The sequence below is a fragment of the Streptomyces sp. NPDC127595 genome (genome assembly GCF_042671685.1).
Lineage (GTDB): Bacteria > Actinomycetota > Actinomycetes > Streptomycetales > Streptomycetaceae > Streptomyces.
The window spans coordinates 435,847-458,377 of the sequence record NZ_JBHXWK010000001.1; the positions used below are offsets into that span (position 1 = coordinate 435,847).

18 protein-coding genes are annotated in these 22,531 nt (G+C 69.6%); 9 read left to right on the top strand and 9 right to left on the bottom strand.

All coding sequences use genetic code 11. The annotated features are described in order from the left end of the window. The first annotated feature begins 20 nt into the window (after positions 1 to 20). The 4 genes from ACFVKT_RS01915 to ACFVKT_RS01930 are packed head-to-tail and all read left to right on the top strand — an operon-like array spanning position 21 to position 3,861. Positions 21 to 2,453, top strand: coding sequence for a nitrate- and nitrite sensing domain-containing protein (locus ACFVKT_RS01915; protein ID WP_385726513.1), 2,433 nt, complete (start codon positions 21 to 23; stop codon positions 2,451 to 2,453). A gap of 11 nt (positions 2,454 to 2,464) precedes the next feature. Next, the gene (locus ACFVKT_RS01920) at positions 2,465 to 2,893 is read left to right on the top strand and encodes a roadblock/LC7 domain-containing protein (protein WP_385726515.1); all 429 of its coding nucleotides are present in this window, start codon (positions 2,465 to 2,467) and stop codon (positions 2,891 to 2,893) included. Position 2,894: 1 nt separating this feature from the next. Next, entirely contained in the window at positions 2,895 to 3,251 is a 357-nt protein-coding gene (locus ACFVKT_RS01925) for a DUF742 domain-containing protein (RefSeq protein ID WP_385726517.1), read from the top strand. Continuing rightward, entirely contained in the window at positions 3,238 to 3,861 is a 624-nt protein-coding gene (locus ACFVKT_RS01930) for an ATP/GTP-binding protein (protein WP_385726518.1), read from the top strand. Before ACFVKT_RS01925 ends, ACFVKT_RS01930 begins: the two co-directional genes overlap by 14 nt. A gap of 10 nt (positions 3,862 to 3,871) precedes the next feature. Here the strand turns inward: ACFVKT_RS01930 and ACFVKT_RS01935 are convergent, their stop codons facing one another. Beyond that, complete coding sequence (locus ACFVKT_RS01935) at positions 3,872 to 5,455, bottom strand: MFS transporter (protein WP_385726520.1); 1,584 nt, start codon at positions 5,453 to 5,455, stop codon at positions 3,872 to 3,874. A gap of 96 nt (positions 5,456 to 5,551) precedes the next feature. Continuing rightward, the gene (locus ACFVKT_RS01940; RefSeq protein WP_385726522.1) at positions 5,552 to 6,853 is read right to left on the bottom strand and encodes an alpha/beta hydrolase; all 1,302 of its coding nucleotides are present in this window, start codon (positions 6,851 to 6,853) and stop codon (positions 5,552 to 5,554) included. A 178-nt stretch (positions 6,854 to 7,031) separates the two neighbouring features. On the opposite strand from ACFVKT_RS01940, the gene ACFVKT_RS01945 reads away from it, so the two are divergent. After that, a complete protein-coding gene (locus ACFVKT_RS01945; RefSeq protein ID WP_385726524.1) occupies positions 7,032 to 7,616 on the top strand; it encodes a TetR family transcriptional regulator in 585 nt (194 codons plus the stop codon). A 181-nt stretch (positions 7,617 to 7,797) separates the two neighbouring features. Here ACFVKT_RS01945 and ACFVKT_RS01950 read toward each other — a convergent pair whose 3' ends face one another. The 3 genes from ACFVKT_RS01950 to ACFVKT_RS01960 all read right to left on the bottom strand — a co-directional run bounded on the left by ACFVKT_RS01950 (position 7,798) and on the right by ACFVKT_RS01960 (position 10,469). Next, positions 7,798 to 8,811 carry an NAD(P)/FAD-dependent oxidoreductase gene (locus ACFVKT_RS01950; RefSeq protein WP_385726526.1) on the bottom strand — a complete coding sequence of 338 codons (1,014 nt, stop codon included), beginning with the start codon at positions 8,809 to 8,811 and terminating at the stop codon, positions 7,798 to 7,800. Then, on the bottom strand, positions 8,808 to 9,347 hold the full coding sequence (locus ACFVKT_RS01955; protein WP_385728097.1) for an isoprenylcysteine carboxyl methyltransferase family protein: 540 nt from the start codon (positions 9,345 to 9,347) through the stop codon (positions 8,808 to 8,810). Before ACFVKT_RS01955 ends, ACFVKT_RS01950 begins: the two co-directional genes overlap by 4 nt. A gap of 63 nt (positions 9,348 to 9,410) precedes the next feature. Beyond that, a complete protein-coding gene (locus ACFVKT_RS01960; RefSeq protein ID WP_385726528.1) occupies positions 9,411 to 10,469 on the bottom strand; it encodes a type III polyketide synthase in 1,059 nt (352 codons plus the stop codon). A 182-nt stretch (positions 10,470 to 10,651) separates the two neighbouring features. Between ACFVKT_RS01960 and ACFVKT_RS01965 the strand changes: the two genes are divergently transcribed. Then, positions 10,652 to 11,521: a UbiA family prenyltransferase gene (locus ACFVKT_RS01965; protein WP_385726530.1), complete on the top strand. Its 870-nt coding sequence runs from the start codon at positions 10,652 to 10,654 to the stop codon at positions 11,519 to 11,521. A 155-nt stretch (positions 11,522 to 11,676) separates the two neighbouring features. Here the strand turns inward: ACFVKT_RS01965 and ACFVKT_RS01970 are convergent, their stop codons facing one another. Next, complete coding sequence (locus ACFVKT_RS01970) at positions 11,677 to 12,297, bottom strand: hypothetical protein (protein ID WP_385726532.1); 621 nt, start codon at positions 12,295 to 12,297, stop codon at positions 11,677 to 11,679. A gap of 169 nt (positions 12,298 to 12,466) precedes the next feature. Here ACFVKT_RS01970 and ACFVKT_RS01975 point away from each other — a divergent pair, with 169 nt between their 5' ends. Continuing rightward, positions 12,467 to 13,324 (top strand): ribonuclease BN, encoded by an 858-nt coding sequence (locus ACFVKT_RS01975; RefSeq protein WP_385726534.1) that lies wholly within the window; start codon positions 12,467 to 12,469, stop codon positions 13,322 to 13,324. Between the two features lie 163 nt (positions 13,325 to 13,487). Next, positions 13,488 to 14,321 (top strand): DUF1206 domain-containing protein, encoded by an 834-nt coding sequence (locus tag ACFVKT_RS01980; RefSeq protein WP_385726535.1) that lies wholly within the window; start codon positions 13,488 to 13,490, stop codon positions 14,319 to 14,321. Positions 14,322 to 14,549: 228 nt separating this feature from the next. Here the strand turns inward: ACFVKT_RS01980 and ACFVKT_RS01985 are convergent, their stop codons facing one another. Further along, complete coding sequence (locus tag ACFVKT_RS01985; protein WP_385726537.1) at positions 14,550 to 16,343, bottom strand: CocE/NonD family hydrolase; 1,794 nt, start codon at positions 16,341 to 16,343, stop codon at positions 14,550 to 14,552. Positions 16,344 to 16,503: 160 nt separating this feature from the next. Beyond that, positions 16,504 to 16,929 carry a hypothetical protein gene (locus ACFVKT_RS01990; protein ID WP_385726539.1) on the bottom strand — a complete coding sequence of 142 codons (426 nt, stop codon included), beginning with the start codon at positions 16,927 to 16,929 and terminating at the stop codon, positions 16,504 to 16,506. 500 nt (positions 16,930 to 17,429) lie between these two features. Here ACFVKT_RS01990 and ACFVKT_RS01995 point away from each other — a divergent pair, with 500 nt between their 5' ends. Beyond that, on the top strand, positions 17,430 to 20,195 hold the full coding sequence (locus ACFVKT_RS01995; protein ID WP_385726541.1) for a carbohydrate-binding protein: 2,766 nt from the start codon (positions 17,430 to 17,432) through the stop codon (positions 20,193 to 20,195). Positions 20,196 to 20,366: 171 nt separating this feature from the next. On the opposite strand, the gene ACFVKT_RS02000 is transcribed toward ACFVKT_RS01995, so the two are convergent. Then, on the bottom strand, positions 20,367 to 22,529 hold the full coding sequence (locus tag ACFVKT_RS02000) for a ThuA domain-containing protein (RefSeq protein WP_385726543.1): 2,163 nt from the start codon (positions 22,527 to 22,529) through the stop codon (positions 20,367 to 20,369). Positions 22,530 to 22,531: the final 2 nt, after the last annotated feature.

The window sequence follows — 22,531 nt, forward strand, 5'->3', positions numbered from 1 at the left end:
TGGTTAGCCCTAGGACGACCATGTCTCCACGGACAGGTGCCCGGCGCCGTCTCGGTTCCATACGACTCTCGCTGATAATGCTGGCTCTGGTCCCCAGCGTCACCCTCGCCGCCATGTGGGGTGTGACGACGATCCAGATGTTCTCCGAGGGGCTGCGGCTGCGGGACCAGACCGCGCTGAGCGAGTCGACCGGAGCCATGGGCACCGACGCGACGCTCGCGCTGGAACAGGAACGCAGCCTGTCAGCCGTGCTGTTGGGCTCGCCGGGCAGCTCCCGGACCGCCCTGGACGAGCAGCGGAAACGTACCGACGAGGAGATCGCCAAACTGGCCGGTCAGTCCGACGCGATCCAGCAGGCCCCCGCGCGGATCGCCGACCGGATGTACTCGGTCATCGCCTCGATGGGGAGCCTGGAGTACTACCGGGGCCAGGTGGACAACCCCACCAACATGACCGCCGACCAGGCGCTGGCCCAGTACACCTCGATCATCGACGACCAGATCCACGCCTTCCAGGAACTCTCCCAGGTCGACGACGGGGACCTCACCTCGCAGGCGGGGCCGCTCGTCGCCCTTGAACACTCGGCGGAGTTGGTCTCCCAGGAGGACGCCCAGCTGCGTCTGGCCTGGGCGTCGGGGCAGTTCGACGAGAAGTCGTGGGACGAGTTCGCGCAGTTGGTCAACGTACGGCGCTGGCTCGTCGAGGACCAGCTCCAGCCCGCAGCGCGCGGCACGTTGAAGGCAGAGACCGAGCGGATTCTCCAGAGCCCGGAGTGGAAGACCCTGGAGGCCGTCGAGGACCAGGTGCTCGCGGCCCGGACCGGCGCCACCGACGACCGGAAGATCGCTCTGCCGGACGCGGAGAAGCGGTGGAGCACCGCACTGGAAAAGGTCTCGGACCAGTACACGGTCCTGATCCGCCAGGAGACGGACGCACTGCTCAAGCGTAGCGACGACAAGGCGCGGGGACTGCTGATCAAAGCGGCCTCGCTGAGCGCCGGTGGCTTTGTCGCCCTGCTGGTCTGCGTCGTGATGTCGTGGCGCATCACCCGGTCCCTCTCCCGTCGGCTGCGCGGACTGCGCATCGCGACCCTCAGCCTCGCGGAGGAGCGGCTGCCCGACGTCGTCGCGCGGCTCGACCGCGGCGAGAAGATCGACATGGAGTCCGCCGCGCCTCCGCTGGACTACGGCACGGACGAACTCGGCCAGGTGGCACAGGCGTTCAACACCGCGCAGCGCACGGCCGTGCACACCGCGGTGGAACTCGCCGACACCAGACGCGGCTTCCAGAAGGTGATCCTGGGCATCGCCCGGCAGAGCCAGAACCTGGTCAACCTCCAGCTCAGCAAGCTCGACACACTGGAACGCGAGCACCAGGACCCGCAGATCCTCAAGGGCCTGTACGAACTCGACTCCAACGCGAGCCAGTTGCGCCGGTACGAGGAGAACCTCGTCATCATCAGCGGTGAGCAGCCCCGGCGTAGCTGGACCGAACCGGTCGCGCTGATCGACATCCTGCGCAGCGCCATCGGCGAGATAGCCGAGTACCAGCGGGTGGAGGTACACACCGACGAGGAGGTGTTCCTCACCCCGCCCGCGGTGGCGGACGTCATCCATCTGCTGGCCGAGCTGATCGACAACGCGACCGCGTACTCTCCCGCGCCCAGCCCGGTCGGGATGCGGGCCGGAATGGTGGCGAAGGGTCTGGCCGTCGAGATCGAGGACCGCGGCCTGGGTATGTCCGAGGAGGACTACGCGGCGTTCAACGCCCAGTTGGCGGTGGCCCCGCAGTTCGACGTGGTGGCGCTGGCCGACGACCTGCGGCTCGGCATGTTCGTGATCGCCCGGCTCGCCACCCGGCACGGCATCGCCGTCACACTGCGCTCCTCGCCGTACGGAGGGACCACCGCGATCGTGCTCCTCCCGCACGACATCGTGGTGCGGGAGCCCGGCGAATTCCCTTCCACGGGCACGGATACGGCAGCTTCGGCGGACTCGGCGGGCTCCCCGGCCCACGAGCCTGCCGCAGCCGCGAAGAGATCCACCGCAGGTACTCCCGGCCCGGAGCGGCAGACCCACGAGCGCTCACGGGAGACCCAGCCCGTCGCCCGGACTCGGACGGCCGCCGATGCCTCCCGGTCCGCCTCCGGCTCCGGCCTGCCGCACCCGGACTCGGGCGAAGCCGACAGCGCCGGTGCACTTTCTCCGCTGCCGCGCCGTGTACCGCAGACCAGCCTGGCAGCCGAACTGCGTGAGGACTCCGAGCCCATCGCGACCGCTGACGACTCCTTCGAGGACTTCAGCGCCGAGCGCGCGGCCTCCTCCCTCTCCGGCTTCCAGCGCGGAACGCTCCAGGCGCGTGACGACATCACGGATACGACGGACGACCAAGGAGAAGTAGCCGCACCGGAAGGCGTATCCGCCACCTCGACTCCGCCCGCAGACCGCTCATGAAGGACAGAGAAATGACACGCCCCGTCCCCGCCACGCACAGCCAGCTCGACCAACTGCTCACCGGACTGGTGGAACGGGTCGCCGAAGTCAACCACGCCGTCGTGCTCTCCGAGGACGGACTGGTCGTCAGCAGGTCCACGGGCTTCCTGCGCGACGACGCGGAGCGGCTGGCGGCGACCGCGTCCGGCCTGATGAGCCTCAGCAAGGGCGTCAGCATGGACTTTCACGGCGGCCCAGTGCGACAGGCGCTCATCGAGATGGCCAACTGCTTCCTCATACTCAGCACGGCCGGACCCGGCGCCCACCTCGCGGTGCTCACCAACCAGGGCGCGGACGTCGGCGTGGTCGCGTACCAGATGAACATGCTGGTGAAGAAGATCGGCGAGCACCTCAGTGCGGCGCCTCGTGCCGGCACCGCCGTCACCGACGACGGCGAGTGAGGTGAACGGAGGCGACGCGGCGGGCCGCCTGGTACGGCCGTTCACGCTGACCGGCGGCCGGACCAGGCCCAGCCGCTCCGACTTCACCCTCATCACGACGGTCACCGCGGTGGATCCGCCGCCCGACCTGGCCGGCCGGCCGCAGCCCGAGCACGCGCGGATTCTGCGGCTGTGCGCGAAGCCCGTCGCCGTGGCGGAGATCGCCGCCCAGCTCGACCTGTCGGTGAGCGTGGTCTGCATCATGCTGTGCGACCTGCTGGAGGAAGGCCGGATCACCGCCCGCGCGCCGCGTCAGATCTCCCTGACCTCGGACATGGACCTGCTGCAGAAAGTGAGGGACGGCCTTGGCCGGCTCTGACCCCGTCACCCAGGGGACCTCGGCACCCCAAGCACCCGACACGGTCAAGATCCTGATCGCCGGTGGATTCGGTGTCGGCAAGACGACCATGGTCGGCTCGGTCAGCGAGATCGTCCCGCTGCGCACCGAGGAATCACTCACCTCGGCCGGTCTGGGCGTCGACGACCTCGACGGCATCCCCGAGAAGCAGGCCACCACCGTGGCCCTGGACTTCGGCCGGATCACGCTCAGCCAGGAACTGATCCTCTACCTCTTCGGTACGCCCGGGCAGCAGAGGTTCTGGTTCATGTGGAACGACCTCGCCATCGGCGCTCTGGGTGCCGTGGTCCTCATCGACGTACGCAGGCCGAAGTCCAGCTTCGCCGCCATCGACTTCTTCGAGCGGCGGGACATCCCGTTCGTCGTCGGCGTCAACGGCTTCCACGGAAAGCATCCGTACGACCCCGAAGCGATCCGCGACTCCCTGGCCCTGCCGGAGGGAACTCCCGTGCTTCTCTGCGACGCCCGGGACCGTGAGTCGTGCCGGGACGTACTGATCGCTCTGATCGACCAGCTGATCCTCACCTCGGCCCAGAAGAACGGAGACGGCAGGCCCAGCAGGAGTCTGTGACGGGGGTGGCTCAGACGGCCGTCCCCGCCGTAGACGGTGACTCCACGGCGGTGTCATCTGCGGAGTCGGCCGTTCGGTCCGTCAGGATGCGGTGGAGCACCAGCGCGCTGACCACACAGATGCCGGCCGCGCACCACAGGACGACCTGGAAACCCTGGGTGTAGCTCTCGCGGAGAAAGTCGGTGAACTCCGCGCGCACGCCGATGGGCACCTGCTCGGCGGGTCCGGTGACGTTGCCGCTGGTGACGCTGTCGGCGACATCGCGGGTGTCGAGTTCGGTGCCCTGGGAGAAGCGGCTCAGCCTGTCGGAGACGCGGCCCTGGACCAGAGAGACGAGCGCGGCGACCATGCCCGCGACCGCGACGGCCTCACTGGCGAGCCGGATCGTGTTGAACATGCCGCTTGCCATACCGACCTTGGCCGGCGGAACGGTGCTGACCGCCGCGCCGTCCATGAGCCCGTAGATGAGCCCGATTCCGACACCGACCACGAACAGCGGTCCGGCCAGTCCGAGCGTGCTGATGCCGGGGTGGACCACCGTCAGCCAGGCGCAACCCGCGGCGACGAGCAGCAGGCTGCCGCTAAGGATCGAGCGCATGGAGAAGCCGGACTGCACCAGGCGGCCGGCGACCAGTGGGAACACCAGAACCGGAGCGGTGAGCAGAAGCAGGGTCAGGCCGGCCTGGCTGTCGCCGAGCCCGTTGGCTCCGACCAGGTACGACGGAAGCAGCACCATCAGGCCGACGAAGCCGAAGGAGACCGCGGTGGCCAGCAGGTTGACGGCGAGGAAGCGGGGCTCGGCGAAGAGCGTGAGGTCGAACATGGGCTTCTGCCGGCGCCGTTCGACGAAGACGAAGGCGCCGAGGAAGACCACGCAGCCGATGAACAGGCCCAGGACCGCCACACTGCCCCAGCCCCACTGCGGGCCCTCGATGATGCCGAGTGTGAAGGCGAAGAGCCCGAGGGTGAAGGTGACCGTGCCCGGCCAGTCGACAGCGCTGGCGTCGGGGTCCTTCGACTCCTGGACCAGCTTGAAGCCCACCAAGGACGCGGCCGCGATGACGACCTGGACGTAGAAGACGGAACGCCAGCCGAGGCCGGAGACCAGCAGACCGGAGGTAGTCGGGCCGAGCGCCAGGCCCGCGCCGATGGTGACGCCCACGTACGCGAACGCCCTCGTACGGGCCGCGCCCTGGAACATGTTGGCGATGACGGAGACACCGGCGGTCATGATGGCGGCGGCCGCGACACCGGAGATGCCGCGCGCGACGTCGAGCACGATGACGTTGCCGGCGAGAGCGGCGATCAGCGACGAGAGGCCGTAGAGCCCGACGCCGAACGCGAACACCCTCTTGCGGCCGATCCGGTCGGCGACGGAGCCCGCCGCCATCATGAAGCTCGCGGCGGTCACGTTGTAGGCGTTGACGACCCACTGCAGCGGTACGACACCCGCGTCGAGGTCGTGACCTATCGCGGGCAGCGCCACCGGTGCGCTGCTGAGGCCGATCGGAACGATGAAGACGGCCAGACACAGGGCGAAGATCGTCAGTCCGGCCCGAGGAGGTGCCGCAGGGCTGGCGGTGACGGCAGTCATCCGACTGCTCCTTCCGAGGGGAAAGGTCCGAGGGAAAAGTATGGGGAGAGACCTGGGGAGAGGCAGGGGAGACGGGGGTGATCCCCTCTCGTCCGGTCAGTGGGCGCGGCGCGGGAGGTTGCGCAGGAACTGCGACAGGGTCTGCAGGAAGCGGTTGTCGTCCCACTCGGCGTAGACGACGTCCTGGTGGGAGAGGGCCGCGTCCGAGTGGAGCGACAGTTCCGGGATGCGGCTGGCGGCGGTCACGGCGGCGGCTGCCTGGCCCGTGGTGCCGTTCGTCAGACCGGACTGGAAGGCGTACAGGGGAATGTCGATCTCGGCGGTGTGCGACAGGCGTAGCCCGAGCCGCTTGGTGACGTCGGTCTCGGTGAAAGGCATCCCGGCGACGTAGTCGAGCAGGACCCGGTTGAGCGTGTACCAGAGCCAGGCGCTCGGCACCGGGCCCGCGAACGCCTCGGCGACGGTGGCCAGGCGCGTCGGGCCGCCGTCGGTCCAACTGCCGCCGCCCTCAAGGGTTCCGGCGTTCACCGAGAACGACGGGTGGGCACGGCTCGCGTCGAAGAGGTACCCGAGCAGGCCCGCGTTGGTGAGCTTGCGGTCGGTCCGGACGGTCTCGGGGAGCCGGTCGGCCAGTACGGCGGGGGCGTCCGGGTCGGCTACCGCGTGCACGGCCGCGAGCTGGAACCAGACGGCGGCGTCCTCGGGACGGGTGCCCAGGCCGACGGTGGTGCTGGTGAAGTCCTCGAAGACTGCGCCCCCTTCGATCGCTCCCAGCCAGCCCTCGGCGGCCGGCAGCGGCAGGTCGAACTCCATGCCGGCTCCCGAGTAGGCGTTGAGGACACCGCCGTCGACGACCGCGAGGCCCGCGAGGTCGCGGTAGCCAGGGGTGCCGTCGAAGTCCCAGCCGGCGTAGAGCAGCGCGGCGGTGGCGCCCACGGAGACTCCGCCGAGGATCACCTCGCGGCGGCCGCCGTCCGACGCGGCCTGCACGACGCGGCGCAGGTCCTCCACGAGGACTTCCAGACCCCAGGACGCGGCGAACGGCGACTCGGCCTGTTCCCGCGCCGTGTAGTGCCCGCCCAGGTAGTACTCGGTTGCCTGCTCGGGGCTACGGGCGAACCCGGAGAGGTCCGCGAGGTTCTGCTCGCGCCGGTCGACCGCCCACACCTGGAGGTCCTCGGACGCCCCGGCGAGGCTGCGCGCCGCGTGCTTGAAGACCGCCGCACCGCCCTCGCGGCCGCCGACCAGCACCAGGACGCGGCCGGCGTCCGGACTGCCGATCTTGAGGACACCGACCTGCTGGAACTCCGCAGGACCGCTCGCGGCGACGCCCTCCTGGAACTCGTACGTCTCGATCCAGTCCTGCCGGCGCTGGGGGTCCTGGGGGTCCTGTGACATGGTGATTCGCTCCTCGATAGATGCAAGTTCTGCGTTTCTTGCGACATAAATGTAGCTAGAAAATGCAGAGATGCAACATCAATGATGCAAGTCATTGTCGTATCGCTACAGTGATGTACGTTGAGGGGGTTGCGAACTCCGAGGAGAGACCTGGGGCAAACTGGGAGGCGGTCACACCGTGCCGGACACCGCGAGGGAGCGACCGCTGCGCGCAGACACCGAGCGCACCGTTCGTACGATCCTGGAGACCGCCGAGCGGGTGCTGAGCGAGGACCCCGGCGCGACCCTGGCTCAGATCGCGGCCGCCGCGGGCGTCGCCCGCACCACCGTGCACCGGCGTTTCCTCTCGCGTGAGGCGCTGCTCGACGCGATGGCGGCGCATGCCTTCCGGCAGGTCGAGGAGGCTATCGACGCGGGCCGCCCGGAGACCGCACCCCCCCTGGTCGCGCTCCACCAGGTGACCGCGAACGTGATTCAGGTCAAGAGCGGCTGGCGGTTCGCCATCAGCCAGCCCCAGTTGCGCGACCCCGAGGCCGTCGCCGCACACGACCGGATCTTCGCCAAGGGCCTGCTTCTGCTCGAACGCGCTCAGGAGGCCGAACTGTTGCGCCCCGGCGCTGATCTGGCCTGGGCGCAGCGCGCGTACCACGCCCTGATCGAGCAGGCGATCCTGGAGCGCGCCGTGAGCGACATCGACCCGGACGCGCTCGCCGCCGCGGTCGTGGACACGCTGCTCAACGGAGTCGGCCCGCTCAAGCGCTGACCGGCGACCGGCCCAGCCATGACCGGCCTCCGGCACATCGGTGACTGGCCCCGGCGTAGCTGCTGTGACCGCCTTCGAGACAGCGGTGACCGGTCTTCGGCACGACGGTCCTGAACGCTCAGTGGGCGGGCAGCCGGTGAGGGTGCCGCCCCCTTCCGTGTCCGCGGGAAAGGGCAGGCCGCTACTGAAGTGCGCGTACCGCGGCCGAGAACACCGGGGGCATCCGGGACGCCGCGGGGACGATGAGGCGGGCGGTGCCGGGACGGCGGCTCGCGGCGAGCAGGGCGCCCGTCAGCAGCCGGTGGCGTCGGGTCAGCCGGGCCCAGGCGCGCTCGTACTCGTTGGGTCGCCCGGCGGCCAGGCAGCGGACGGCTGCCCCGGCCGTCGCCAGCGCGAGGGCGATGCCCTCACCGGTGAGGGCGTCCAGATAGCCCGCCGCGTCGCCGACGAGCAGGACACGGCCGGCGGTTCTGCGCCGCACCCGCTGCAGCAGCGGACCGGCGCCGCGAACCTCCGTCGCCGCCGGTCCGTGCAGCGACGCGGCGAGGGCCGGGAAGCCGGCCAGGTGCTCCTCGTACCCGCGACGGCTGCGGCTGAGGACCGCGACGCCCACCAAGTCGTCGCCGACCGGCGTCACATACGCCTCACCGTGCCCGGACCAGTGGACCTCCACGAAGTCCGTCCACGGCTCGACGCGGAAGTGCTGGCGCAGTCCGTAACGGCCGTGAGCGATGCCCGGCAATTCCAGCCCCAGACGGCGCCGCACCGGGGAGTGCAGGCCGTCGGCGGCGATCAGCCAGCGGGCCGTGGTGCCCGCGGCGGTGACCGTGTCCGCGCTCTGCCTCACCTCACCCACCTTGCCCGGCAGCATCCGCACGCCCAGGTCGAGGGCGCGCCGGTGCAGTGCGGAGTGGAGCGTCGTACGGCGGATCCCCAGCCCGCTGTGGCCGTGGAAGGGTGCTTCGGCGCGGGCGGTGCCGTCCACGTAACGGATGCCGCGCAGTTCGCGGCCGGTGACCTCGACACCCAGTGCTCGCAGTGCGGTGACACCGCCGGGCATGACGCCTTCACCGCAGGCCTTGTCGACGGGCCCGGTCCGGGGTTCGACGACGACGGTCTCCAGGCCGGCGAGCGCGGCGTGAATGGCGGCGGCCAGCCCCGCCGGTCCGCCGCCGGCCACCAGGACGTCGATCACGCCGGAGCGGGCGCGGTCGACGTGGTCGCGCCGGCCAGCGCCCGGTTCTCGCAGCGGATGCGCACGGTGAGCAGGGCGGCGTTGAGCACCGTGAACACGGCGGCGGTAACCCAGGCCGTGTGAACCAGTGGCAGGGCCACACCCTCGGCGACGACCGCCACATAGTTCGGATGCCGCAGCCACCGCCACCGGTAGGGGCCGCCCGTCACCAGCGGCAGACCGGGTACGACGATCACTCGGGTGTTCCAACGGGGGCCCAGGGTACGGATGCACCACCACCGCAGCGCCTGGGCGGCCACCAGGAGCGTCAGCATCGGCCAGGCCAGGGCGGGGAGGAAAGGCCGGTCGGCCAGCCACACCTCGGCAAGGCAGCCGGCCAGCAGACCGGTGTGGAGGACGACCATCGCCGGGTAGTGGCCCTGCCCGGACTCGGTCGCGCCTCGGGCGGTGCTCCACCGTTCGTTGCGGCGGGCGACGACGAGTTCGGCGACGCGCTCGGCGGCGACGGCGGCCGCCAGAAGTCCGTACCAGATCATGTGTCCACTGTCCTTCGTGTCCTTCATGCCCTTGGTGTTCTTCGTTTCCTGTTGTGCTCCGAACTACCAGCGCAGCAGGACGAGTTCGCAGGCGAAGCCGGGCCCCATCGCCAGCAGCAGCCCCGGCGTGCCCGGCGGCGGGCGGCGCTGGGCCAGGGTGTCGCGCAGCACGTGGAGCACCGATGACGAGGACAGGTTGCCCACGTCGGCCAGATGACGCCAGGTCACATCGAGCGCGTCGTCGGGCAGGTCGAGGGCCTCGGTGACGGCGTGAAGGACTTTGGGGCCGCCGGGGTGGCACACCCAGGCGGTCACGTCCTTCGGCTTGATCCCGTGGTCGCCGAGGAACCCCTCGACGTCATCGGCGAGGTAACGGCGCACCACGTCCGGGACCTGCGGATCGAGGACGACCTTGAAACCGGCGTCCCCGATGTCCCAGCCCATGACGCGCCCGGTGTCCGGATACAGGTGGCTGCGGGTGTCCACGATCGTCGGGCCGGCGATCGCGTCCGGGTGGTCCGCGCCGTACGCGACGACCGCGGCGGCGCCGTCGCCGAACAGCCCCGTCGCCACCAGGTTGGCCATCGAGGCGTCGTCGCGCTGGAAGGTGAGCGAGCACAGTTCGACCGACAGCAAAACGGCCACCTGGTCGGGCCGGCCCAGCAGGTAGTCGTGCATCCGGGCGAGGCCTGCGGCGCCACCCGCACAGCCCAGGCCGAACAGCGGCAGTCGTTTGACGTCCGGCCGCAGTCCCAGGCGGCCGACCAGCCGTGCGTCGATCGAGGGGGTGGCGATGCCGGTGACGGAGGTGAAGATCAGCAGGTCCAAGTCGGACGCGGTCAGGCCGGCGGAGTGCAGCGCGCCCCGGACGGCCTGGGCTCCCAGGTCGGTGGCGGCGGTGATGAAGACGTCGTTGGAGGCGCCGAATCCGTCCAGTTCCGCGTACCGTTCCAGCGGCAGCGTCATGTGGCGCGAGCTGACTTTCGTACTGCGGTGCAGGCGGTCCAGGACCCGGCGGTCGGTGTCCTGGGGCAGGCAGGTGCGGGCCACCATGTCCGTGATCTCGTGCTGGGTGCGACGGTGCGGTGCGAGGGCACCATGGACAGCTGCGATCCGGGTCATACGGTTCCCGTCTGGGTTCCTGCATGGGGCCTGACTTGCTTTGCACGTGTTCCCCGGTCCGCAGTTTCGACACCCTTGATCGCCCGTCCGGCGGTTCGTCCCGGGGGCGCGGTGCGCCGGCCGGGTGGGGCTGGACGCGCGCGGTGCGCTGCCGGGTGGGGCCGGACGCCTACGATCGGCGGGTGGGCACCCCCGAGCAGTCGACGGCCGAAGGCCCGCCCGCGAGTTGGGCCGGCCGGGTGGCCGGCCTGGCCGGGTCGTGCCATCCCGGGCCTGTCGTGGCGGTCACCGTCCTGATGACCGCTCTGGCCGTCACCGCCGGCCAGAGCGCCGCGCGTTCTGTGCTGACCGGCGCCGCCGTGCTGACCGGTCAGCTTTCCGTCGGCTGGTCCAACGACGCGTTCGACGCGCGCCGGGACATCGCCGCCGGCCGCCGCGGCAAGCCCGTCGTCGACGGCACGGTCCGTGTCACCGAGGTGTGGCTGGCCGCGTACGCCGCACTGGTGCTGTGCGTGCCGCTGTCGTTCGCCTGTGGACTGTGGGCGGGCGCCGTTCACCTGGCCGGAGTGGCTGCGGCGTGGGCGTACAACTTACGGCTCAAGGCGACAGTGTGGTCCTGGGCGCCATATGCGGTGGGTTTCGCGGGCCTCCCGGCGTTCGTGGCCCTGGGGCTGCCGGGGCATCCGTGGCCGGCCTGGTGGGTCGTCACCGCCGGGGCGTTGCTGGGGGTCGGATCCCATCTGGGTGATGTGCTGCCGGACATCCGCGGCGATCTGGCGACGGGCGTACGGGGATGGCCGCACCGGCTGGGTCCGGACGGCGCGCGTCTGCTGCTGCCGGTGCCGCTGGTGGCCGCGTCCGTGGTTCTGGTGCTGGGGCCCGTCGGTCCACCCGGCAGGTGGGGAGTGGCGGCGCTCGTGGTGACCGTCCTGATCGCGGCGCTGGGCACGGTGCTCGGACGCCGCTGGGAGCGGCTGGCGTTCGCGGCAGCGGTCACTGTGGCGGTGGTGGATGTGGCGGTGCTGCTGGTGCGGGGCACGGGGATCGGCTGACCCCACGCGAGCGTGAACTGCGGTCGTTCGCCGATGCCGTCGGTGCCGTACGGGGGAGGGGCGGCGGGGGCGTCGGCCACATCGCCGGCACTGCGGTACGCACAATGGGTACTCCGCAGGGCGCACCGGTAGCCCCGCCGCTCATCCGGTGATCGTCAGATGCGGGCCTTGCCTCTGGCCCTCCCGCGTTCACCGGATCCGCGCAGGTGGGCAGGGGCACCCGGCAGCGCGGCTGTCCGTTGTCCGAGGGGGAGGACCAGCGCTCGCAGCACCGTAGGGCCCGGTGGCCGGTAGACCAGGCCGATGTCGCGCCATCCCCGCGACCGGAATCCCGCACAGGCGGCACGATGGGTCCGGTCCACCAAGGTGGCGCCGAGCAGAGCCCGGTGGTCGGCGAGCAGTCGTTCTTGCAGGCGGTCGGCCACGCCGTGGTACTGCTCGGAGGGACGGACGACTATCCCGCTGATGGCGAAGACCTGTCCGGAGGCGGTGAGTTGCCCGACGTCCTGCGGGACTGCTCCACGGAATCCGTTCCACCAGGAGCCGTCACGCCGTACGGGGAATCCGAACGCGCACCCCACCAAGCCGGGTGCCTCCGCGGTAAGCATGGCGAAGCCCGCCTGCCAGGTTTCCTGCGTGAGCCGGCGCAGGAAGTCCTTCCGGCCGCGGTGCTCCCAACCGGGCGCTGTGGCACAGGACTCCGCATACAGGTCCGCCAGCTCCTCCCGTAGGCCTTCGGCCTGCCCTACAAGCCCGGCGCGGCCGGCGAACGCCAACTGGCGCGCCGCTGAACCTCTTTGGAGCCGGCGCCTGGTCGCGAGGACTGCGCGTGGGCGAGAGCGCCGGCGCACCGCTCTGCGGGTAGCCCAACTCCTACGACGGCGAGCCGATTCCGTACCTCCCGTGCAGGTGACGGGTCCTCGCCCGGTGTGATAGTCGACCTGCATGCCGAAGAAGCCTTCCGGTGCCGCGGACCGATCGTCTGTATCGGGACGGCTGGGCCGACTGATCCGCGATTCGCCGGTCGAGCGGGGATGGCGGCGGAGCCGAGAGATCGAACTGGGGCCGAGGTCGCTGGGCTTTTCGGCGCTCGGATTCCTCACGCTGGTGCCCCTGTTGATCGTTGTCTCCGCGGCGGATCCGGAGCACGGCCGGGGGTTCGCGCAGTGGCTGGGGGACGGGCTCGGCGTGTCCAGGGCCGCCAAGGACCAGATCGGGCAGCTGTTCGCCCGGCCCGGCCAGGTGCTGGAGACCACGACCGCCTTCGGGCTTGCCGCGCTCGCCGTCTTCGGCCTGACCTTCGGGGCGGCCGTGCAGACCGGCTACGAGAAGGTCTGGGAGCTGCCCGCGGCCCGCTGGTACGCAAGATGGCGCCATGTGCTGTGGCTCGGCGTGCTCGTCGGCATCCTCTACCTGACCGCCACCACCACGCTGTGGCGCCATTCCCCGGCAGGCGCGCTGGTCGCGGCACTGAGCGCCGTCCTGTTCTTCTGGTGGTCGCAGCGGATGCTGCTCGGCGGGCGCATCGCCTGGAGCGCCCTGCTGCCGGGCGCGGTGGTCACGGCGATCGGACTGCTCGGTCTGCGGGTCTTCTCGCGGCTCGTCTTCTCACCGCTGATCGCCTCAAGCGCCGTCACCTACGGTCCCTTCGGAACCGTCCTGGTCGTCCAGTCCTGGCTGGTCGGTGTCGGCGTCGTCGTCTTCGGCGGCGCCCTGGTGGGCCGCCTCGTGCACGAGGAACTCCCCGGCGTGACACGGGCGCTGAAACAGCGGGCCCGGCGGAGACGACCAAGTGGTGACTGATGACTGATGACTGACGACTGACGACCGAACCGACGAGCGGCCCGGTCCGATCCGGTCCGATCCGGCCGCCGTTCTTCGACTGCCGCGCATCAAATCCCCGGCCAGGGGCACTGGAGAGCGGTGGACGCGTACCGTGCGCCCACGTCATGGGGAGGACGACATCATGACCTCGTCTCACACACAAAGGCATGGCCGGTCCGCGAAGTTCGCGGCCCGTGCCACCCAGAACGAGACGCTGACTGCCGCAGGACGGGCGGGATTTATCGCACGGGGCGTGGTGTACGTCCTGATCGGCGCCCTTGCCATTCAGATCGCCCTCGGCAGCGGCGGGGAGTCGGCCGACCGGCAGGGCGCACTGGCCCAGGTGGCGGCACAGCCGTTCGGGAAGGTGATGCTGTGGGCGATGGTGGTCGGCTTCGGCTGTATGGCGTTGTGGCGGGGCTCCCGCGCGGTCCTCAACAGGGGACCTCAACGCAAGGCCGGTTCGCGCGTCCTTGACGGCGGGCGGGCAGTCTTCTACGCCGCCATCTGCTGGGCCACGGCGGAGTACGCCGCCGGGGGCGGCCAGGGCTCCAGCGGCAACGCACAGTCGCAGGACTGGACGGCGTCAGTGCTCGAATTGCCGTACGGCCAGGTGCTGGTGGGCGCCGGCGGCTGTCTCCTGATCGGCATCGGTGCGGTGCTCGCCGTCCGGGCGGCCATGCGGAAGTTCCTGCGGCAGCTCGACACGGGCGCCATGAGCCACCGTACGAAGCAGGTCGTCACCGGTCTGGGCGTGGGCGGAGGCGTGTCACGTGGCGTGGTGTTCGCCGCGGCGGGGGTCTTCATCCTGGTGGCGGCGATCCGCTTCGACCCGGACGAGGCCAAGGGCGTGGACGCCACGCTCCGCAGCTTCACCCAGACACCGATGGGGCCATGGCTCCTGGTCGCCGTCGCGGTCGGGCTGATCCTCTTCGGCGTCTTCTCCTTCGCCTCGGCGCGCTGGCGCCGTCTGTGATCGGCGCGGCCCCAGAGCCCGTGTGGTCAACCAGTCGTCCGGCGGATCCCGCTCGGGTTTACCGGCACCGCACCGTCACCACGCACCGCACCATCTACCCGCACCGCACCGCACCGCACCGCAGGGAAGAACAGCATGCCCGTCGAAGGCATCTGGGACCTGTCGGTCTCCAAGGTCACCGGCCGACGTCGCGGCGTTGGCAGACGGTAGTCGGACTGCCCTGCGGGCTCAGGACGCCGGCCCCCAGTTGTCATCGCTGGGAGTCGCCGCACCGGGAGAGGTCAGCGGAAGGTTGACGAAGGATGCCGCGCCCGCGGAACGTTCGATCGTGTACTGACCGCCGGCCAGGTCGGCCAGTTGCTGCGGGGTGGGGGCGACGGGGAAGTGGAAGCCGGCCGGCGGCTGGCTGTTGATGATGATCTGGATCCGGTAACCGGCCGGGATCTTCGTGAAGTTCGGCAGGAGCGAGATGTCGTACCGGGTGGTCCGGCCGGGTGTCACGGGCTGCTTCGACGCCTGGGTGAAGGGGTGGCTGGGCTTGAGGAGCACCCTGTTCCTGCCGTACCAACTTTCGTCGGTGTCCAGCGCGCGTTGGCTGCCCAGGAGGATCCCGTCGGCCTGCTTGGTGACCGTGCCGTCCGGCGCGACGATGTTCAGTGTGGCCGTCAGCTCGGTCTCGACGGTCGTCGACTTGGCGTAGAGGGTGACGTCGGCCGGCCCGTTCAGCAGGGCCGCGCCGGCGAGTGGGGCCGTTGTGTAGGTCAGGGTGTTCGCTGCGGTCGAGGCGCCCCAGGAGAGACTGTCGCTGCCCTTCCCGGCGGGCCTGGTCGCCGACAGGGATCCGTTGCCGAGGTAGTAGGTCCGCGCCTCCAGGGACAGCGGCCAGGCGGAGCTGTCGGTCCAGGTGTTGGCGCCGTTCTCGAACAGGTGAAGGGGCTTGGAGGTGGCGGCCATGCCGGTGGACGCGTTCTTGAGCCAGGTGTCGAACCACTCCAGGCGAATGGCTTGCAGGGTGGACTCGTTGACGTGTTCGCCGTGGGTCCAGGGCCCGACGATCGCCTGGTACCGGCCGGTGACCGGCTGGCCCGCTGCGATCGGATCGGTCAACGGCCGGTGGAAGTAGGCGTTTTGGGCCGCCACGTAGGTGCCGAGGTTCCCGCCGGGAAACAGGTCCTCCCACCCGGCCTGGCTGAGCGCAGGAATGCTGTTGCTCACGATCTTCGGCATGAGTTTCTGGACGTTCCGGGCCTGCCAATAGGCGTCGTTGTACGAGCGTGAACCGCCGTTGGCCTGTTGGGCGATCGTCTCGGACTGCGGGTCGGTCGCGGGATCGTCCTCCGGACCGCGTGGCAGGGCTCGGGCGATGTTGGCCACGAAGGGGGTCGGGATACCGCCGTTGGCCGTGAGGTCGTTGTAGAAGTCCGAATCGGTGCAGAACGGTGCGATGGCTTTGAGGGCGGAGTTCTTGCCCACAGCCGCCGCGGTGAACCACTGGTTCACCCCGAGATAGGAGCAACCCTCAAGCCCTACCTTGCCGTTGGACCCCGACAGCGTGTTGGCCGCCCAGTCGACGAGCTTGGCTCCGTCCTTGCCCTGCCGGTCACCGAACCAGTCGACCTGTCCGCCGGAATCCCCGGTGCCACGGACCGCGGAGGCCACGAACACATAGCCCCGCTGAACGAAGTAGGCGCCGTCGGCGGCAGGGCCGGCAGGCGGCGTGCCGTACGGATTCTGCGTCAGCAGCACGGGGAAGGTGCCGGACGCGCGCGCCCCGGTGCTCGGGTCCGTCGGATAGACGACGTCCACGGCGATCCTCACGCCGTCGTCCATGGTGACGGTGGTGCGCACCGGCAGGCTCGTCCCGAAGGAGGGCGCCGGCGGCTGCCAGGCAGAAGCTGATGCGGGCGCGGCGGCGGTCGCTGTCTGTCCTGCCGCCATGAGGACGAGCGCTGCCGAACCGCTGAGCAGTACCGAGACCGTGCGCGACAGCTTGACCTTGTTCCTGACCTTGGACCCTGTCATGCGACTCCCTCGCGAGGTGGGCGAGGGTTCGCACTCGCCCTGACTCAACCACCGTCAACAACCGAATGTTCGGTAGTTTCAGGAGGGTCGCAACGACTGTCAAGGGATCAGGCAGGAAGAGTGGAGATAAGTTCTCCGGAACGGTGCCTCGGCAGCAAACTCAGGAGAAGACTCGGTAGAAGGACAGAGCCTGCGGGCCCAGCGCGGCGACTTCACCCGACTGGGCCGCCCGCGTCGGCTGTTGGCGGAGCGGCACCGGGCGGGGATGCGAGCGGTGGCGGTGAGCATCCTGGGGCCGGGCGCGGACACCGATGATGTGATGCAGGACGCGGCCCTGACGGCGTTGCGGCGGATCGGTTACGTCCGTGATCCGGGGGCGGTGCGCGTGGCTGCGGATGATCGTGCGCAACGGCAGCCGCTCCGCGTTGCGGGAACCGGTCGTTGTCCGGCCGGTGGACGACCTGCATGTGCCGTCGACGGAGGTCGGTCCAGAGCAGTGGCTCGAGCGGAACGCGCTGCGGGACTGGGTCTGGGAGGCTCTGGACGAGCTCTCGCCGGTGTTGCGGATGCCCTGGTGTTGCGTCATTTCGCCACCGGGGGCACCTCGTACGAGCAGATCGCGATGTCTGTGGGGTTCCGGTCGGTACGGTGCGCAGCCGGCTGAGCCGGGGGCGGGCGAAGCTCGCGGCCGCCCGTGCCGCCACGGCGGATGCACCGCACGCGGATGCCGGGCGGCGGGTTCGCGCCAGCCCCGTCGAGGCCCGGAAGATGCTCGTTGCCGCCCGGAACCGGACATTTCGGCAGGCCGCCGACAGAACGCCGGGTTGTCCACGCGGGAATTCATCACGTGACGTCGGGCGTGAGCTCATTCACTGACCTGGAAAAGCGGGACGCCGTTCTGTCAGGCTCATTATTTTCCAATAGGGCTTTTCCGAACACGGTTTTGCCCGCCCGGGCCGCCCGACGAATTGATCCGTACCGAGACCCTTGACGCGAAAAAACGCCCCTTGTTAACTGAACATGACAACCCCATTCCGTTTTTTCCATACGGGCATTCGTGCGCCTCGGTACGCCGAAAGGGTGTTCATGGTGATGAGACTCCTGCGGTCCTTACCGCTACTGGCTCTCCTCGCGGGGCTGTTGGCGGGCACAACCGCCACCCCAGCGCTCGCCTCGACGACGGACGCCGCGTTCAATCAGGCGAGCGGTGCGCTGAACGTCGACTACGCGAGCTATCTGGCCAAGCACGACATCGTCTACAACAGGCCCAACACCAACGCCTCGTACGGTCTGCCCGTCGGCAACGGCCGTACCGGCGCGATGACTTGGAGCCAGAACGGCCTGACGATGCAGACGTCCGGAGTCGACCTGGCCGAGCAGTCGGCGTACGCGGCGGGGCTGGTGAATCTCACGACCAGCCCGGCGATGGACACGGGGTACTCCACCTACCAGCAGCGGTTGTCGCTGTATGACGGCACGTTGGTGACCAAGTACGACACCAACCGGACCGTGACCGTCATGGGGTCGCCCAACTCGGAGGTGATGGGCATCCATGTGGACGACTCGCGCGGCGGGGTGTCCAGCGTGTCCTTCAACCTGAGCATGTGGGACCCGGCCACCGTCACCAACACCGCCGACGTGCCCGACCTCAACACCTGGAAGACGATCTCCACCTTCGCCGACGCGAGCGTCGCAGGGCTGAGCCGAGGCCAGGCGGACCCGAACGGGTTCGGATACACACTGGCGGCCACCGTGGAGGGCGCCGCGTTCACCACGCAGGTGGTCGACTCGCGGACGGTTCGGGTGACCATCACCCCCACCTCCAGCTACACGATCTGGTTCACGGCCGCGAGCCGGATCAACGCTCCGAACCACGACTCGGTGGCCCAGGCCCGCAGTCAGCTCAACTCGGTCAAGTCCACCGGCTACAACACCACATTGACCAATTACAAGAATTGGTGGCACGCGTTCTGGGCCAAGTCGTTCGTGCAGTACTCCGGCCTTTCCGGTGACGCCGACTACCTGGAGAACGTCTACTACCTGTCCACCTACATGATCGCGGCGGGTGGTTTCGGCAACTATCCGTCCCATTTCATCAATGGCGTCTTCCGTGCCACCCAGGACAACACCAAGTGGAGCAACGCCTATTGGTACTGGAACCAGAGAGACGTCTACCTCTCGTTCTTCGCCTCCAACCACACCGACCTGATCGACCGGCACAACAACCTCTACCATCGCAACTACGCCGCGCTGAAGGCGTACACCCAGACGCGATACGGCGTGGACGGTCTGTGGGTGCCCGAGACCATGGGCTGGGACGGCAACGCGCGCGGCACGATCAACAGCGACTACACCAAGAACGTCCTGTCCACCGGCTATGAAGCCGCCTACAGCATGTACACGCGCTACCGGTACACCAACGACGCCGACTACCTGCAGAACGTGGCCTATCCGTTCATGCGGGAGACCGCCAAGTTCTACTCGGCCATGCTGACGCGCGACGCCGCCACCGGCACGTACCACATGGCCAACTCCAACTCCCATGAGACGTACTGGAACGTCCGGGACGCGATCACCGACCTGGCCGCCGTGCGCAGCATGTTCCCGCTGGCGATCCAGGTCAGCCAGCAGCTCGGTGTCGACGCGGGGCTGCGCGCGACCTGGCAGAACGTGCTCGACAACCTGACGCCGTACGTCGTCTCGGGCGGCGCCTACCAGCCGCACCAGCCTCCCATCTCCCAGACCAGGAACAACGAGAACGTCTCGGCCGAGCTGATCTGGCCCTACGACCTGACGGGCATCGGCTACCCCGACCAGCAGACGGCGCTCAACACCTGGAACCAGCGGCCCTTCCCCTACGGCAACGTGTGGTCCAACGACGCCGTGCAGGCCGCCCGGCTGGGCCTGGGCGACCAGGCCTACCAGGGCATGAAGACCATGCTGCAGAAGTACCAGAACTACCCCAACGGCATGACCAACAACACCAACGGCGTCTTCGAATACCTCGGCGTGCACCTGACCGCGCTCAACGAATCGCTCCTGCAGAGCTACAACGGCAAGATCCGGGTGTTCCCGGCCGTGCCCGGCGACTCGTCCTTCGTCGGCAAGTTCACGCTGCTGGCCAAGGACGGCTTCCAGGTCAGCTCCGAGAGGGAGGCCGGCGAGGTGAAGTACGTCGGGGTGAAGAGCCTCTACGGCAAGCAGGCGACGGTCGTCAACCCGTGGAGCGGGCAGCAGGCGCAGGTCCGCCGAGTGTCGGACGGGGCGATCCTCACCACGAGTTCCAGCGCCGAGATCACCTTCGCGACGGCAGCCGACACGGTCTACGTCGTCGAGCGCACCGCCAAGCCGCTGTCCTCGTACACCTCGACCCGGCTGACCGGCACCGCCAACCAGGACGCGAAGGCTCTCGGCGGCACCGCCTCCACCCTGGGCCTGCGGACCTCGACAGCCCCGTCCGGCACGGTCAGCCTGCTCTCGCGCGCCAACAACCTGTACGTCTCCGCCGCCGATGCCGGCGCCTCGCCGCTGATCGCCAACCGGACGGCCGCGGGCAGCGCGGAGTCCTTCGACCGGGTGGACCTCGGCAACGGGAACATCGCCCTCAAGTCGCGGGCGAACGGCAAGTACGTCGCCGCCGAGAACGCGGGCGCCGAACCACTGATCGCCAACCGCGACGCGATCGGCCCCTGGGAGACCTTCCAGGAGATCAGAAACCCCGACGGCACGACCAGCCTCAAGGCCCAGGTCAACGGCATGTACGTCTGCGCCGACAACGCCGGCGCCGCGCCCCTGATCGCCAACCGCACCGCGGTCGGACCCTGGGAGTCCTTCGACCTCATCACCAACTGAACTCAGGCCCACACGGCCGCCGTTCGGTGGTCATGACGACCGCCGCGACTTCCGGGCCCGGGATCCGGCCGTGTCGACCCCTGATCCCCGAACGTGGCAGGACGCCCGAACCCGGCCCATGCCAGGTCGGGCGCCCTGCCTGGAACGCCCCGCCCGAGAGGCGTTCCCGTCTCAGTCGCGCAGTGCCGTCCGGAAGAGGCCCACCCAGTACGCGGTGCGGTCCAGGTAGGCCGTCTGCGCCGCCTCGCCGGTGAGGCCGTAGGCGCCGTCGTACGTCAGGTAGCCCTGGCCCGCGGGCGGGGTGGAGTCGGCCGGTTCGATCGAACTCCCCTCGTGCCATTCGTTGAAGGACGTGACCGACACCCAGGTCGGCGAGCCGCCGATCGCGGGGTCGAGGGCGTTGGACCACTGCCTGTCGTACGCCGCCCCGTCGGCGCGCTCGACGGTGGGTGTCGTGTTGCCCGGCACCGCGCGGTCGTCGAGGTAACCGGGAGCTACGGACGGGGCCCAGATCAGGTTGTTGGCGCGGGCGTAGTCGCCGGCCTGCTTCCAGCCGGGAGCGGTGGCACCCGCGATGCCGTCGTAGGTGTAGAGGCCGGAGAAGTGCGCGATCTTGGTCGTGTCGGTGGTCTGCGCGAGCACGATGCTGGTGTCCGTGACCTGGTCGAGCGCCGCCCAGTCGGTGATGTGCAGGCTCTGGAAGACGTAGAACGCCCCCTTGTCACCATGGTCGGCGGAGCGGTAGAAGGCCGGATGGCTGCCGTAGGTGCTGTTGATGTACTGGACGTCGGCGACGGTCGAGGCGGCGGTGCGGCCGGAGTACGGCTCCAGGTGCCAGGCCACCTTGACGCCTTCTTTCTGCGCCGCGTCGAGCACACCCCGGGCGAGCTGATCCTCGTAACCGCCCTGGCCCCACCAGCTGTAGACGATGACACCGGCGCCGGACCGGGCGACCCATTTCATGTGCTGGGCGACGGCGCCCGCGTAGTCGGCGGAGTCGTAGGGGCCCAGCGCCGGGTAGAAGTCGGCCCCGATGTCCTCGGGCGGTGTGCGGCCGCCCTGCTGCCAGTGGCGCCAACTGCCGTTGACGGCCGGGCTTCCGTACCAGGGGTAGTAGAAGAGGTGCACGTCAGGGGAGAGTTCGTCGGCCGCGGGCTCGGTGCTGAGGGTGAAGGTGTCGATGTCGAAGAGGGATCCGCTCCCGCCGGTGAATCTCAGGAACAGCGGGCCGGAGGCCGTGGCGGTCAGTGTCGTCGAGACCGTCGTGAAGGTCTCCCAGCCGCCGGTCACCGGCACCGCCACCGAGCCGAGCAGGGTGCCGGTGGCCGAGCCGGAGCGGATCTCGATGGTGCCGCCCGCGCCCGCCGAGGAGACCTTGGCGGAGAAGGACGAGGCGCCCGCGGTGGATACGGAGGCGTATCCGGCCCAGTCGCCGTTGTCGATGTAGCCCAGGGTCTGGCCACCGCTGGCCGGCGTGTGGGCCGCGGCCTGTACGCCGGAGCCCGAGGTGAAGGACTCGGCCTCGACCGGTCCGGTGGTGGGCGCCGGCGAGCAGTCGGCCGCGGCCTGGCCGGCCGTGTAGCGCACGGCGCCGAGCAGCAGGGAACGGAAGGCCGGGTCGCTGTAGGACTCGATCGTGTGGCCGAGGCCGGTGTAGAAGGCGCGGCCCGAACCCTGGCTGTGGCACCAGGTGATGGGGTGGTCGGCGCCCATCGAGCCGCCGGTGTAGGTGGTTTCGTCCAGGGTCTGCAGGACGCGGACGTTGGGGCGTGGGTTCGTGCGGTAGTTGTACAGCTCGTCCGTGCGCGTCCAGGTGGTGTCCAGATGCGCGGTCGCCGGATGGCCCCGGTCCTCGTTCTTGACCGTGGCCTGCTGGATCGCGGGGTGGCTCTGGAAGTAGGCGCCGACGAGTTGGCCGTAGTAGGGCCAGTCGTACTCGGTGTCGGCCGCCGCGTGCACCCCGAAGTAGCCGCCGCCGGAGTCGACGTATGACTCGAAGGCGGTCTGCTGGGAGGCGTTGAGGACGTCACCGGTGGTGTTGAGGAAGACCACGGCCTCGTAGCCGGACAGGTTGGCCGTGGTGAAGGCGGCGGCGTCCTCGGTGGCGGTGACGGTGAAGTCGTTCTGCTGGCCCAGGGTTTGCAGGGCGCTGATGCCGGCCGGGATCGCGTCGTGCCGGAAACCGGCGGTCTTGGAGAAAACGAGGACGTCGAAGGGCGCGGCCTGCCGGTCGGCGGCTGCCTGGGCCTGGCCGAAGGGGGTCAGCAGGGCGCAGGTCAGTGCCATGGCGAGGAACGCCGGACCGCGGCGTAACCGTCGTATCAGGCTGGTCATGG

Excerpts from the sequence above, each read along its gene's own strand:
- ACFVKT_RS01955 (WP_385728097.1), bottom strand. The coding sequence starts at position 9,347 with ATGATCTGGTACGGACTTCTGGCGGCCGCCGTCGCCGCCGAGCGCGTC.
- ACFVKT_RS01935 (WP_385726520.1), bottom strand. The coding sequence starts at position 5,455 with ATGACTGCCGTCACCGCCAGCCCTGCGGCACCTCCTCGGGCCGGACTG.
- ACFVKT_RS01915 (WP_385726513.1), top strand. The coding sequence starts at position 21 with ATGTCTCCACGGACAGGTGCCCGGCGCCGTCTCGGTTCCATACGACTC.
- ACFVKT_RS01920 (WP_385726515.1), top strand. The coding sequence starts at position 2,465 with ATGACACGCCCCGTCCCCGCCACGCACAGCCAGCTCGACCAACTGCTC.
- ACFVKT_RS01960 (WP_385726528.1), bottom strand. The coding sequence starts at position 10,469 with ATGACCCGGATCGCAGCTGTCCATGGTGCCCTCGCACCGCACCGTCGC.
- ACFVKT_RS01985 (WP_385726537.1), bottom strand. The coding sequence starts at position 16,343 with ATGACAGGGTCCAAGGTCAGGAACAAGGTCAAGCTGTCGCGCACGGTC.
- ACFVKT_RS01990 (WP_385726539.1), bottom strand. The coding sequence starts at position 16,929 with ATGACGCAACACCAGGGCATCCGCAACACCGGCGAGAGCTCGTCCAGA.
- ACFVKT_RS01940 (WP_385726522.1), bottom strand. The coding sequence starts at position 6,853 with ATGTCACAGGACCCCCAGGACCCCCAGCGCCGGCAGGACTGGATCGAG.
- ACFVKT_RS02000 (WP_385726543.1), bottom strand. The coding sequence starts at position 22,529 with ATGACCAGCCTGATACGACGGTTACGCCGCGGTCCGGCGTTCCTCGCC.
- ACFVKT_RS01975 (WP_385726534.1), top strand. The coding sequence starts at position 12,467 with ATGCCGAAGAAGCCTTCCGGTGCCGCGGACCGATCGTCTGTATCGGGA.
- ACFVKT_RS01980 (WP_385726535.1), top strand. The coding sequence starts at position 13,488 with ATGACCTCGTCTCACACACAAAGGCATGGCCGGTCCGCGAAGTTCGCG.
- ACFVKT_RS01995 (WP_385726541.1), top strand. The coding sequence starts at position 17,430 with ATGGTGATGAGACTCCTGCGGTCCTTACCGCTACTGGCTCTCCTCGCG.